We start from the raw sequence: 12,575 nt of genomic DNA, 5'->3' as shown, positions 1-12,575 counted from the left end.
TGTTGTAACTGTTGCCGGCCCCGTACAGCGGAGGCAGGTTCCCCCAGAATGCGTAAGGAGCATGACCCGATGTTCAAGAATGCGGACGAGGTCCTCAAGTACATCGCCGACGAAGACGTCAAGTTCGTCGATATCCGTTTCACCGACCTGCCCGGCGTCCAGCAGCACTTCAATGTGCCGGCCAAGACGGTTGACGCCGACTTCTTCGTGAACGGGCAGCTTTTCGACGGCTCCTCGATCCGCGGTTTCCAGGGCATCGCCGAGTCCGACATGCAGCTGATCCCGGATGTTTCCACCGCATTCATTGATCCGTTCCGCGTCGAGAAGACGCTGGCGCTGAACTTCTCCATTGTGAACCCGCGTACCGGCGATCCGTACCACCGCGACCCCCGCGGCGTGGCCGAGCGCGCTGAAGCGTACCTGGCCTCCACCGGCATCGCCGATACCGCATTTTTCGCCCCGGAAGCCGAATTCTTCATCTTCGACGACGTCCGCTACCAGTCCAGCCCCGAGCACTCGTTCTACCGGGTGGACTCGGTCGAGGCGTACTGGAATTCGGGCAAAAGGGAAGAAGGCGGCAACCAGGGGTACAAGACCCCGATTAAGGGCGGCTATTTTCCGGTCGCTCCCACCGACAAGCAGGCGGACCTCCGCGACGCGATCTGCGTGGAGCTGGACGCCGTCGGCCTCGAGGTCGAGCGCTCCCACCACGAGGTCGGCGCCGCCGGGCAGGCCGAGATCAACTACAAGTTCAGCACCCTCACGCACGCCGCCGACGATCTGCTGAAGTTCAAGTACATCGTCAAGAACGTCGCCGACGCCTGGGGCAAGTCCGCCACCTTCATGCCCAAGCCCGTCTTCGGTGACAACGGCTCCGGCATGCACTGCCACCAGTCGCTGTGGACCGGCGGGCAGCCGCTGTTCTACGACGAGAAGGGCTACGCCGGCCTCTCCGACACCGCCCGCTGGTACATTGGCGGCCTGCTCAAGCACGCTTCCGCGGTGCTGGCGTTCACCAACCCCACGGTGAATTCCTACCGCCGTTTGGTGAAGGGCTTCGAGGCCCCGGTGAACATGGTCTACTCGCAGGGCAACCGGTCGGCCGGCATCCGCATCCCGATCACCGGTTCAAACCCGAAGGCCAAGCGCATCGAGTTCCGCGCCCCGGATCCCAGCTCGAACCCCTACCTGGCCTTCGCCGCGCAGCTGATGGCGGGCCTGGACGGCATCAAGAACCGCATCGAGCCGGCCGACCCGATCGATAAGGACCTCTACGAGCTGCCCGCTGAAGAGGCGAAGGACATCCAGAAGGCTCCGGGTTCACTGGAGGAAGCGCTCGAGGCATTGGAGGCGGACAACGAATTCCTGCAGGCCGGCGGTGTCTTCACCCAGGACCTGATCGACACCTGGATCGCCTACAAGCGCGAAGAGGAAATTGCGCCGCTGGCCGCCCGCCCGAACCCGTACGAGTTTGAGCTTTACTACGGCTGCTAGCCGGCTAGCACGGCTGAACGGCAGGTAGACCGCAGCGATTACCCGCGGACGCGAACCGATGAAGCGGCCCTCCCTCTGGCAACCACGCGGATGGAGGGCCGCTTCTGTGCCTCACGGGCCCTGGACGGAAGACGGATGGGCAAGTTGTCCAATCCTGTCCCGCAATGACTCGATTAACCACGCCGTTCGTGGCAGACTGTCCGGAGCGCCTTCCGCGTAGTGCCCCGGCATCCCCCCAAGAGCTGGTGCGGCACTGTAGGCGCCTTGCGAAAGAGCAGCCCCGCCACCCCCCATCACGGCGGGGCTGCTCCCTTTCCGGAGGCCTTCCCCTTTGGCTGGATCAAGCCCATCGGAGGCGTAACCAGGTGCGCTGTCCCCCGGTGAAAGGCGCATGGCAAAATGGGGCAATGGGCGAAAGCGGGGGCTCCGCGCCCCAAAACGGTACGCCGCGCCCGGTTAGGGCAGCGCTCATCGGGGCGGCGGTGATGTTCCTGGTCTGCCTGGTCATCCTTCGCGTCGGGGTGGCGTATTCGCTGGTTTTCACTGCCACCGCGCTGCTGTTCGCCGGTGTCGTGGCGATCATCCGGAACGCCCTGCGCGGTTTGGGGCCGCCCTGACGGCTCGCAGGCTGTCAGCAGGTGCGTGCCGTCCCGCAGGCCAGTCAGGTGGTTTGGCGGGTCGCCGTGACGGCGGTCAGCAGGAAGACCGAATCTTCGGACGCTTCGACCGAGTGCCGCTCCTGCGGAATCACGGCCAGTTGGTTTTCATTGACCGCCATGCGCCCGGACGCGGAGACCACGGTGACAGCCCCTTCCAGGACCAGCAGCGTGGCGGCCACCGGAGGGTTGTGCTCGCCCAGCTCTGCGCCGGCTTTCAAGGCCAGCACTGTCTGGCGCAGCGGACCGTCCTGGGCAACCAAGGCGGCGCTGCGTCCGTGCGGCGCTCCGACCGCCGCGGCAAGGTGTTCTCGTCCGATCACTTCAATGTCGGTCATCTCCGGCGTCTCCTTGGGCTCGGCTAAGCCTCAGCCTAACCCGGCCTCCCGCCGCCAGCCACAGAGGCACGGCCAGGCGGACAGCGGCGCCCCCCTAGAGGCGGGGACACCGCCGTCGTCCATTCAGAGCACCTTGGCCAGGAAGTCCTGGGTGCGTGCCTGCTGCGGAGCCCCGAAGAGGTCCTCCGGCCGACCTTCTTCCACGATGTAGCCGTCGGCCATGAAGATGACGCGGTCCGAGACTTCGCGGGCGAAGCCCATCTCGTGGGTAACCACCACCATGGTCATGCCCTCCGCCGCCAGGTCCTTGATCACCTGCAGCACCTCTCCCACCATCTCCGGGTCCAGGGCGCTGGTGGCCTCGTCGAAGAGCATGATGTCAGGATTCATGGCCAGTGCGCGGGCAATGGCGACGCGCTGTTTCTGGCCGCCGGAGAGCTGGGCCGGTCGGGCGTCGGCTTTGTCTGACAAGCCGACCCGGTCCAGCAGTTCCAAGGCCTTCTTCCGTGCTTCCGGTTTGCCGAGTTTCTTCAGTTCCACGGGAGCCAGCATGATGTTCTCCAGCACTGACTTGTGCGGGAACAAGTTGAAATGCTGGAAGACCATGCCGATGTGCTGGCGCACCGTGTCCAGGTCGACCTTCGGATCGGTCAGGTCGAAACCGTCGACCACCACGGTTCCCCCGCTGATGTCCTCCAGTTTGTTAAGGCAGCGCAGGAAGGTCGACTTGCCGGACCCGGACGGCCCGATCACGCACACGACTTCGCCCTCGGCCACCTCGACGTCGAGGCCCTTGAGAACCTCGTTGCTGCCGAAGCTCTTTTTCAGCCCGGCGACGTGAATCTTGCTCACTTGTTGAACCTCTTATCCAGGATGTTGGAGAGCTTGATCAGCGCGGTGATCACCACGAAGTACAGTGCCGCCACGATCAGCAGGGTTTCGCCGGTGCGGAAGTTGGAGGCGTAGATCTGCTGGCCCTGGTAGGTTAGTTCGGCGAAACCGATGACCGCCAGCAGGGAGCTGTCCTTGAGCGTGATGACGAATTGGTTGATGAAGCTGGGGGTCATGATCTTGACCGCTTGCGGGATCACGACTTTCTGCATGGATTTGAAGTAGCCCAGACCCAGGCTGCGGCTGGCTTCCATCTGGCCCGGGTCCACTGACTGGATGCCGCCGCGGACGATCTCCGTCATGTACGCGCCGGCGTTCAGGCTCAGCGTGAGCACACCTGCGGTGAGGACGTCGATCGGCGCCCCGGTCAACTGCGGCAGACCGAAGTAGAAGAAGAACGCCTGGACGAGCAGCGGTGTGCCGCGGAAGATCCCCACATAGGTGGTCGCGATACCGCGCAGCACAATGCGGCGGGATACCTTCAGGAACCCGAAGGCAACGCCGAGGACGAGGGCGATGATGATGGACACCGCCGTGGCGAACAGCGTGAGTCCCAGGCCCTTCATCAGGGCGGGAAGACTGTCGGTGAGCAGCTGCCAGAAGCTGGTCGATCCGGCTGTGTCCGGAGCGGCAAGGTACTTGTCCAGGATCTGCTGGTATTCACCGCTGGCCTGCAGTTCGGCCAGGCCGGCGTTAAACGCCTCGATCAGTTCGGAATTCTGGTCCTTGTTCACCGCGAACCCGTAGGAACTGCCGCGTTCCTTCTCGGTGACGGCTTTCAGACCGTTGTTCTGCGCGATGCCATAGGCCAGCACCGGGTAGTCGTCGAAGACTGCCACCGAGTTGCCGGCCTTGACGTCGTCGTACATGGTGGCCGACTGGTCCAGCGGCTTGACGGTGAATCCGTACTCGTCGGCGATGGAATCGGCAAAGGCTTCACCTTCGCTGCCGCGCTTGACCGCCACGGTTTTGCCGGCGAGGTCCTCGTAGGTGGTGATCTCGTTGTTGCTCTGCGCCACGGCCATTTGGATGCCGGAGTCAAAGTATGGGGCGGAGAAGTCGAAGACCTTCCGGCGTTCGTCGGTGATGGACATCCCGGCGATGACTCCGTCCACCTGGTTGGATTGCAGCGCCTGCAAGGCGGCGTCGAACCCGAGCGAGCGGATCTCCACCTCGAAGCCCTGGTTCTCCGCGATGGCCCGCAGCAGGTCCATGTCGATGCCGACCAGTTCCCCGCCCTGGCGGAACTCGAAAGGGGCGAACGTTGTGTCGGTACCAATGACGTAGCTCTTGCCGCTGGCGCTCTGCGGGTTCTGGACCGCAGCCGCGGCCGCATTGCCGCCGAAGACCAGCGAGAGCACCGCCAGCAGCCCGGTCAGGGCCAGCAGGCGCCGTCCCAGCCCGGTGCGTTGGAGGGTGTGCAAACTAAACAGCTCCTTGATTGTTCTCAGGGCACGCCGGTGTAAGGCGCAAAAGATCCTCAATGAGGGTACAGATCCGCAACCGGCGGCACCACTTGGCGCCGGGAGGCTAGGTGCCGTAACCGTAGAAGTAGCGCTCGAAAATGGCCCGGGCGCGGCGGGTCAGGCGCAGGTAGTCTTCCTCGATGGCGGCAGCGTGACCGGGTTCATACCCGCACCAGCGCGCCACCGCTTCCAGGTCCCGGCGCGAGGCGGGCAGCACGTCGGAATTCTTGCCCGCCCAGATCACGTTCGCCGACCGGATCCGGGTTGCCAGCTTCCAGCTCCTGCCGAGCGTGTCGGCGTCGTCACCGGGGAGCAAACCGGCAACGGCGAGGGCGGAAAGCGCCTCCAGGGTGTTGGTGGTGCGCAGTTCCGGAAGCCTGCGGGCGTGCTGCAGCTGCAGCAGCTGGACCAGCCACTCCACATCGCTGAGTCCTCCGCGGCCCAGCTTCAAGTGGCGGGCCGGATCGGCGCCGCGTGGCAGGCGCTCGGATTCGACCCGGGCCTTGATGCGGCGGATCTCGCGCACCTGGTCGCTGCCGAGTCCCTCCGGGTAGCGGATGGAATCCACCAGCGCCATGAAGTCTTCGGCCAGGTCGTCGTTTCCGGCCATCGGCCGCGCCCGCAGCAAGGCCTGGGCCTCCCAGACCAACGACCAGCGCTGGTAGTACTCGCGGTACGAATCCAGCGATCGCACCATCGGCCCGTTCTTGCCCTCCGGCCGCAGTGACGCGTCCACTTCCAGCACCCGTTCCGCCAGCACCGGTGGCGTGCACGGCTGGGTCAGGAGGGAAGAGATGCGGGCGACGATGCGCTCCGCCTGCTGCTGGGCCAGACCGGGATCCGCGCCAGGCAACGGCCGGTGCACGTACATCACGTCGGCGTCGGAGCCGTAGCTGATTTCGCGTCCTCCTTGCCGGCCCATTGCCACCACCAGCAGCGCCGTCTGCCGGTCCTCCGCCTCCAGCACGGCGGTTTCGGCCACATGCAGTGCCCCGAGCACCGCCGCCCGGTCCGTGTCGGCCAGAGCTGCACCGACCTGGGTCTGGTCCAGCAATCCGCTGGAGTCGGCGAGCGCAATGCGCAGCGTCTCGCGGCGGCGTATCAACCGGATCAGCCGCACCGCCTCTTCGGGCACCGGGTGCCGGGACATTTTGGACCGGATTTCCTGCCACTGGGCGTCAAAGCCGAGCGGTACGAGGTCTTTGTCGGTGCCGAGCCAGGCCGTCGACTCCGGCGAGACTTCCAGCAGGTCAGTGATGAAGCGGCTGCTGGAGAGGATGTGGCACAACCGTTCGGCGGCCGAGCTCGAATCGCGCAGCATGCCCAGGTACCAGTGGGAGTCGCCCAGCCGCTCGCTTAACCGGCGGAAGCCCAGCAGCCCGGCGTCCGGGTCCACGCCGGAGGCAATCCATTCGAGCAACACCGGAAGCAGCTGGCGCTGCAGCGCAGCCTTCCTGCTGACCCCGCCGGTCAGGGCCTCAATGTGCCGCATCGCCCCGCGCGGATCCTGATAACCCAGCGCAGCCAGCCGGCCCCGGGCTGCCTCGGGGGTCAGCCGCACCTCGTCCAGGCTCAGGTTCGAGGCGGCGGCCAGCAGCGGCCGGTAGAAAATCCGCTCGTGCAGCGCCCGCACCCGGCGCTTGGTCTGCTGCCACTTCTCCATCAGCTCCGCCGGAGCCGGACGCCTCTCCAACAGCGCGCCCTGAGCGGCCTTGGCCAGCACTCGCTGGGCCTGCTCGTCGTCCGGCATCAAGTGCGTGCGGCGCAGATGCACCAGCTGGATGCGGTGTTCCAGGACGCGCAGGTACCGGTAGGCTTCGTCGAATTCACGGGCGTCGGCCCGTGAGATGTAGCCGGCCACGCTCAACGCGGTGATGGCTGAGGTAGTATCGCGCTGGCGGATGGATTCGTCCACCCGCGCGTGGACCAGCTGCAGCAGTTGGACGGTGAACTCGACGTCGCGCAGTCCTCCGCGCCCCAGCTTGATCTGCCGTCCGCGCTCATGGGCCGGGATGTTCTCCGTCACCCGGCGCCGCATGGCCTGCACCGACTCAACGAAGCCATCCCGCTCCGACGAAGACCACACCAGCGGTGCCACGGCTTCCTCGTAGCGGCGGCCCAGCCCGGCATCCCCGGCCACCGCCCGCGCCTTCAGCAGCGCCTGGAACTCCCAGCTCTGCGCCCAGCGCCGGTAGTACATCAGGTGTGACTCCAGCGTGCGCACCAGCGGCCCGTCCTTGCCCTCGGGCCGCAGATTCGCGTCCACTTCCCAGAGCCCGGGCTCCGGTCCGGGCGAGGAGATGGCGCGGGCCGTTCCGGTGGCCAGGGCCGCGCCGATGGCCGCACCTTCGCCGTCGTCGAGCCCCTCTGCCTCCACGACGTACACCACGTCCACGTCTGAAATATAGTTCAGCTCGCCCGCACCGCACTTGCCCATGCCGATGATGGCCAGCCGCACCGCCGCAACGTCGTCGGCACCGTAGCGTTCGGTTGCTTCAGCCCGGGCCACCGCGAGCCCTGCTTCCAGCGCCGCGGCGGCCAGGTCCGCCAGTTCCCGGCCGGCCTCCGGCATGAAATCCACCGGTGAAGCGGCACAGAGATCCCGGACTGCGAGTTCGGCCAGGTGCCGGCGGTAGGTGCTCCGCAGCGCTATGTAGGCCTCTTTGCCTGCCAGCGAGGCAACCGGTTGTTCCGCCAGCGGGTCCGCCCCGACGGACTGGAGCAGCAAGCTGCGCAGCCGGGAAGCCGGTACATGCCCGGGCTCCGGTCCAATATCGGTGTGGAGGACATCCAAGTGCTCCGGCCGGCGGAGCAGGAAGTCCGCCAGTGCCTCCGAAGCCCCGAGCAGCCGGAACAGGGCTTCGCTGGCGTCGCCGCCCATGTTGATGACATCCGCCAATGACGGGTTCTTCTCCAGCAACCGGACCAGGGACACCAGGGCCAGATCCGGGTCCGCGCTGACCGCGAACCCCGCGTCAAGCCTCTCCTGGCTAATGCCGGACAGTTCCTCGGCCTGCAGGAAGCGGGTACTGCGCTCCAGATCGTGGAAGCCGCGGGCGATCAAACGCCGGTTTGTCAGCACCTTCAGTCCTAGAGGATTCCGATGTTGCGCTTCAGCTCGTGCGGGGTGACCTGCAGCCGGTAGTCATGCCATTCGGCACGCTTGTTGCGCAAAAAGATCTCGTACACCTGCTCGCCCAGGATGCCGGCCACCAACTCCGACTCTTCCATTGCGCGGATGGCGTCATGCAGGCTGGACGGCAGCGGGTCCAGCCCCATGGCCCGCCGCTCCGCCGTGCTGAGGCTCCAGACGTCGTCCTCCGCGGCCGGCGGCAACTCATACCCCTCCTCGATCCCCTTGAGCCCTGCTCCCAGCAGCACCGCGTAGGACAGGTACGGGTTGGCCGCCGAGTCGATGCCGCGGTACTCCACCCGGGCGGATTGGCCCTTGTTCGGTTTGTACAGCGGGACGCGCAGCAGCGCGGAGCGGTTGTTGTGGCCCCAGGAGATGTAGCTCGGGGCCTCGCCCCCGCCCCACAGGCGCTTGTAGGAGTTGACGAACTGGTTCGTGACGGCGGTGAACTCGGGCGCATGGCGCAGGATGCCGGCCATGAACTGGCGAGCGGTCTTCGAGAGCTGGAACTCGGCTCCGGCTTCGAAGAAAGCGTTCGAATCGCCCTCGAACAGCGAAAAGTGGGTGTGCATGCCGGACCCGGGGTGTTCGGAAAAAGGTTTGGGCATGAACGTGGCGTAAATGCCCTCCATCAGGGCCACTTCCTTGATTACCGTCCGGAACGTCATGATGTTGTCCGCGGTCTGCAGCGCATCGGCGTAGCGGAGGTCTATCTCATTCTGGCCCGGACCGTCTTCGTGGTGGCTGAACTCCACCGAGATGCCCACGTTTTCCAGCATCGTCACGGCAGTGCGGCGGAAGTCCTGCGCAACGCCGCCGGGCACATGGTCGAAATAGCCGGCATGGTCCACCGGCACGGGCACGCCGTCCGGACCCAACTGATCGGACTTGAGCAGGTAGAACTCGATTTCCGGATGCGTATAGCAGGTAAAGCCCATCTCCGCGGCCTTGCCCAGGGTCCGCTTCAGCACATTGCGCGGATCAGCGGTGGAGGGCTCGCCGTCGGGCGTGAGGACATCGCAGAACATGCGCGAGGTCTGCTCCGCCTCGCCCCGCCACGGCAGGATCTGGAACGTGGTGGGATCGGGCTGGACCAGCATGTCCGATTCGAAGACCCGGGCCAGCCCCTCGATGGAGGAGCCGTCGAATCCGAGGCCTTCCTCGAAGGCGCCTTCGACTTCAGCAGGTGCCAACGCGACCGACTTCAGCGACCCGACGATGTCCGTAAACCAGAGCCGGACAAACCGCACGTCGCGCTCTTCGATGGTACGGAGGACGAATTCCTGCTGACGGTCCATGTGCTGCCTTTCACTGTGTCCGACCCTGCAGCGGAAACTGCCCGCCGGGGCCTGCCGTGGTCTGCTTCCCTTAGCCTACTGGCAGCGCCACCGAAGCCGGTCGGCTGTAACGTGTCCGCGCGTGAGTGGAGGAAGCCGACGCTGGAGGATTAGGCTCTACCACATGCCCACTTCACAGTCTTCCGGTGCGGAACAGCCGGCTCCTTACGGCACGCCCGCGGCGTCATCGCCTGCCCGACCGGCACGGCGCACCCGCATCCACCACCTGCAGCAGGCCAAGGACGAGGGCCGCCGCTTCGCCATGCTGACGGCCTACGACCAGTACGCCGCAGAGATTTTCGATGCAGCCGGCGTCGAGGTGCTGCTGGTCGGCGACTCGGCTTCCAACAATGTGCTCGGCAATGAGACGTCCCTGCCGATCACGGTGGACGAGATGCTTCCGCTCTGCCGGGCCGTCGCCCGGTCGGCCGGCAGCGCCCTGGTCGTTGCCGACCTGCCTTTCGGCAGTTACGAGGTCTCGCCTGCGCAGGCAGTGGAAACCTCTGTGCGCTTCCTGAAGGAAACCGGCGTTCACGCGGTGAAGATGGAGGGCGGAGCCTACTATGCCGACTCCGTCCGGGCGATGGTGCAGGCCGGCGTTCCGGTCATGGCACACATCGGCTTCACTCCGCAAAGCGAGCATGCGCTGGGCGGTTACCGGGTGCAGGGCCGCGGCGACGACGCCCGGCGGCTCATCGACGACGCCCTGGCGCTGGAAGCAGCCGGAGCGTTCGCTGTGCTCATGGAGATGGTGCCGGCGGAGGCAGCTGCCCGGGTGGACCAGGCCCTGCATGTTCCCACGGTCGGGATCGGTGCCGGGCCGTCAACCACCGGTCAGGTGCTCGTGTGGCAGGACATGGTGGGCCTGCGCGGCGGAAAGATGGCAAAGTTCGTCAAGCAGTATGCGGACGTGCGCACCATCATGTCCGACGCCGCTGCCGCCTTCCGCACGGAGGTCCAGGACGGCTCCTTCCCCGGCCCGGAACACTCCTTCTAGACCCGGACCGGGACGAGCGCCGGAGTGGATCAGTCGTCCTCCGCGTCCCACTCCTCGTTGCGCCGCTGCACCTTTTCCAAGGCGTGCTCGGCTTCTTCACGGGTTTCGTAAGGACCGATCAGCTGGGTCCAGTCGGACTGGGCGCCCACTTCCACCTGGTGGGTGACCACGTTGTACCAGAAATCCGCCATGCCGGCCTCCTTACGTTGACGGTGTCCGACCGGCGTTCCCGGCCCTCGCCCGGGCCGCTGTCGGGCACCTCTGCAGCACCTATATGATCGATACTATGCCCCACAACGCAGCAACAGCACCCGTCGGAACCCTCGTTCAAGGCACCGTGAGCCCCACGTTGCCGGTCCCTGCTTCGATTGAACGGCCCGAGTACGTGTGGAAACCTGCGCCGGCGAAATTCACCGGTTCCGAGGTCAAGTCGCCGGAAACCATCGAGAAGATCCGTACCGCCGGAAGGATCGCCGCACAGGCCATCGTGGAGGTCGGCAAGCACATCGAACCCGGCGTGACCACCGACGAGCTGGACCGGATCGGGCATGAGTTCCTGCTGGACCACCAGGCATATCCGTCGTGCCTGGGCTACCGCGGCTTCCCCAAGTCGATCTGTTCCTCGCTCAATGAAGTCATTTGCCACGGCATCCCGGACAGCACGGTGGTGCGGGACGGCGACATCATCAATATCGACATCACCGCCTACCTGGACGGCGTCCATGGAGATACGAACCACACCTTCCTGGTGGGCGACGTCGATGAGGAGTCCCGCCTGCTGGTCGAGCGCACTCAGGAGTCATTGCGCCGCGGCATCAAGGCCGTCGCCCCGGGCCGGGAAATCAACGTCATCGGCCGGACCATCGAGTCCTACGCGAAGCGCTTCGGCTACGGCGTGGTCCGCGATTTCACCGGTCACGGGGTCGGCGAGGCCTTCCACACCGGCCTCATCATCCCCCATTACGACGCCGCACCCGCCTACAGCAGGGTGATCGAGCCGGGGATGGTCTTCACCATCGAACCCATGCTGACCCTGGGCACCATCGAGTGGGAGATGTGGGACGACGACTGGACCGTTGTCACCAAGGACCGCAAGCGCACCGCCCAGTTCGAACACACACTGGTGGTCACCGAATCCGGCGCGGAAATCCTGACCCTCCCCTAGCCCCTGCCGACCGGCCTGACACCGCCCGACGCAGCGGGTAGGCTTCCCGTAGTCCGGCGAGGCACGCCGGATGCAAGCGCACATGGAGGTGGCATGGGGCCCCAGGACGACGAGGCCAAAAAGTCGGCCAAGCTGGCAGCCCGGTCCGCAGTTGGGATCGATATCGGCGGCACCGGCATTAAAGGCGGCATTGTCGACCTTAAGAAGGGAAAGCTGGTTGGTGACCGCATCCGCTACGACACCCCCCGGCCGTCCAGCCCGGATGCCGTGGCGGACGTCGTCGCCCGCATCGTCAACGAGCTCTGCGCCCTCCCCGAGGGCCCGGCGCCCGACCGCCCGGTAGGCGTCACGTTTCCCGCCATCATCCGCCATGGTGTTGCACATTCGGCAGCAAACGTGGATCCGAGCTGGATCGGGACCGACGTTGACGCGCTGCTCACCCACAAGATGTCCCGTCCCGTCCAGGTCATGAACGACGCCGACGCCGCCGGGCTGGCGGAGGTGCGCTACGGCGCGGGGACGGGGGCGAAGGGAACCGTCCTGGTCATCACCCTGGGCACCGGAATCGGGTCGGCCTTCATCTTCGACGGCAAGCTGGTGCCCAACGCCGAATTGGGCCATTTGGAACTGGACGGCCATGACGCCGAGTCAAAGGCATCCGCCGTGGCCCGGGAACGCGACGGCCTGGACTGGGCTGAGTATGCCAAGCGCCTGCAGCGGTACTTTTCGCACGTGGAGTTCTTGTTCTCGCCGGAACTGTTCATCGTTGGCGGCGGCATCTCCAAACGGAGCGAGGACTTCCTGCCGCGGCTCCGGCTCGCCACACCGATCATCCCGGCCCAGCTGCGGAACAACGCAGGGATCGTCGGGGCGGCACTGCAGGCGGCCATGCACTTCGGCTTCGCGGACTAATCCTGCCGGCAGAACGGTTGGTGCCGGTGGCGGCCTCGGCTTCCCCTCCGCAGCCGCCACCGGAGTCTTTCGCGCTACTGCGCTGTCAACGGCCGTTGCCGGCCTTCCGGCCCTTGCCGGCCGTTTTTCTGCGTGTCGTGGCGCAGTTGGTCGATGGCGGACTCGAAATCCTCCAGCGATTCGTAC

11 protein-coding genes are annotated in these 12,575 nt (G+C 65.8%); 5 read left to right on the top strand and 6 right to left on the bottom strand.

Translation table 11 applies throughout. The features are described 5' to 3' along the window. Window positions 1-69 precede the first annotated feature (69 nt). Together glnA and AC5RWT_RS28465 are read left to right on the top strand one after the other, a co-directional pair. A complete protein-coding gene (gene glnA / locus AC5RWT_RS28470; RefSeq protein WP_494083119.1) occupies window positions 70-1,494 on the top strand; it encodes a type I glutamate--ammonia ligase in 1,425 nt (474 codons plus the stop codon). Window positions 1,495-1,901: 407 nt separating this feature from the next. Further along, a complete protein-coding gene (locus AC5RWT_RS28465) occupies window positions 1,902-2,111 on the top strand; it encodes a hypothetical protein (protein WP_493967362.1) in 210 nt (69 codons plus the stop codon). A gap of 44 nt (window positions 2,112-2,155) precedes the next feature. On the opposite strand, the gene AC5RWT_RS28460 is transcribed toward AC5RWT_RS28465, so the two are convergent. The 5 genes from AC5RWT_RS28460 to AC5RWT_RS28440 all read right to left on the bottom strand — a co-directional run bounded on the left by AC5RWT_RS28460 (window position 2,156) and on the right by AC5RWT_RS28440 (window position 9,276). Continuing rightward, window positions 2,156-2,488, bottom strand: a complete 333-nt coding sequence (locus tag AC5RWT_RS28460) for a cupin domain-containing protein (protein ID WP_494083118.1) — start codon at window positions 2,486-2,488, stop codon at window positions 2,156-2,158. Window positions 2,489-2,611: 123 nt separating this feature from the next. Further along, window positions 2,612-3,340, bottom strand: a complete 729-nt coding sequence (locus AC5RWT_RS28455) for an amino acid ABC transporter ATP-binding protein (RefSeq protein ID WP_494083117.1) — start codon at window positions 3,338-3,340, stop codon at window positions 2,612-2,614. After that, window positions 3,337-4,803, bottom strand: a complete 1,467-nt coding sequence (locus tag AC5RWT_RS28450) for an amino acid ABC transporter substrate-binding protein/permease (RefSeq protein ID WP_494083116.1) — start codon at window positions 4,801-4,803, stop codon at window positions 3,337-3,339. The genes AC5RWT_RS28455 and AC5RWT_RS28450 overlap by 4 nt, the downstream gene beginning before the upstream one ends. Before the next feature lie 106 nt (window positions 4,804-4,909). After that, on the bottom strand, window positions 4,910-7,927 hold the full coding sequence (locus AC5RWT_RS28445) for a bifunctional [glutamine synthetase] adenylyltransferase/[glutamine synthetase]-adenylyl-L-tyrosine phosphorylase (RefSeq protein ID WP_494083115.1): 3,018 nt from the start codon (window positions 7,925-7,927) through the stop codon (window positions 4,910-4,912). A gap of 8 nt (window positions 7,928-7,935) precedes the next feature. Continuing rightward, on the bottom strand, window positions 7,936-9,276 hold the full coding sequence (locus tag AC5RWT_RS28440; RefSeq protein WP_494083114.1) for a glutamine synthetase family protein: 1,341 nt from the start codon (window positions 9,274-9,276) through the stop codon (window positions 7,936-7,938). 163 nt (window positions 9,277-9,439) lie between these two features. On the opposite strand from AC5RWT_RS28440, the gene panB reads away from it, so the two are divergent. After that, the gene (gene panB, locus AC5RWT_RS28435) at window positions 9,440-10,312 is read left to right on the top strand and encodes a 3-methyl-2-oxobutanoate hydroxymethyltransferase (RefSeq protein WP_494083113.1); all 873 of its coding nucleotides are present in this window, start codon (window positions 9,440-9,442) and stop codon (window positions 10,310-10,312) included. A gap of 29 nt (window positions 10,313-10,341) precedes the next feature. On the opposite strand, the gene AC5RWT_RS28430 is transcribed toward panB, so the two are convergent. Next, complete coding sequence (locus tag AC5RWT_RS28430) at window positions 10,342-10,503, bottom strand: SPOR domain-containing protein (protein WP_493967355.1); 162 nt, start codon at window positions 10,501-10,503, stop codon at window positions 10,342-10,344. Between the two features lie 95 nt (window positions 10,504-10,598). Between AC5RWT_RS28430 and map the strand changes: the two genes are divergently transcribed. Together map and ppgK are read left to right on the top strand one after the other, a co-directional pair. Continuing rightward, window positions 10,599-11,477 (top strand): type I methionyl aminopeptidase, encoded by an 879-nt coding sequence (gene map, locus AC5RWT_RS28425; protein ID WP_494083112.1) that lies wholly within the window; start codon window positions 10,599-10,601, stop codon window positions 11,475-11,477. Between the two features lie 93 nt (window positions 11,478-11,570). Next, window positions 11,571-12,389, top strand: a complete 819-nt coding sequence (ppgK, locus tag AC5RWT_RS28420) for a polyphosphate--glucose phosphotransferase (RefSeq protein ID WP_494083111.1) — start codon at window positions 11,571-11,573, stop codon at window positions 12,387-12,389. The last annotated feature ends 186 nt before the right edge of the window (window positions 12,390-12,575 follow it).

The organism is Arthrobacter sp. Dra40 (genome assembly GCF_059091905.1).
The sequence above is the reverse complement of the archived record's forward strand: the minus strand, read 5'-3'. Positions and strand labels throughout refer to the sequence as shown.

Excerpts from the sequence above, each read along its gene's own strand:
- glnA (WP_494083119.1), top strand. The coding sequence starts at position 70 with ATGTTCAAGAATGCGGACGAGGTCCTCAAGTACATCGCCGACGAAGAC.
- AC5RWT_RS28465 (WP_493967362.1), top strand. The coding sequence starts at position 1,902 with ATGGGCGAAAGCGGGGGCTCCGCGCCCCAAAACGGTACGCCGCGCCCG.
- AC5RWT_RS28460 (WP_494083118.1), bottom strand. The coding sequence starts at position 2,488 with ATGACCGACATTGAAGTGATCGGACGAGAACACCTTGCCGCGGCGGTC.
- AC5RWT_RS28440 (WP_494083114.1), bottom strand. The coding sequence starts at position 9,276 with ATGGACCGTCAGCAGGAATTCGTCCTCCGTACCATCGAAGAGCGCGAC.
- panB (WP_494083113.1), top strand. The coding sequence starts at position 9,440 with ATGCCCACTTCACAGTCTTCCGGTGCGGAACAGCCGGCTCCTTACGGC.
- AC5RWT_RS28430 (WP_493967355.1), bottom strand. The coding sequence starts at position 10,503 with ATGGCGGATTTCTGGTACAACGTGGTCACCCACCAGGTGGAAGTGGGC.
- map (WP_494083112.1), top strand. The coding sequence starts at position 10,599 with ATGCCCCACAACGCAGCAACAGCACCCGTCGGAACCCTCGTTCAAGGC.
- ppgK (WP_494083111.1), top strand. The coding sequence starts at position 11,571 with ATGGGGCCCCAGGACGACGAGGCCAAAAAGTCGGCCAAGCTGGCAGCC.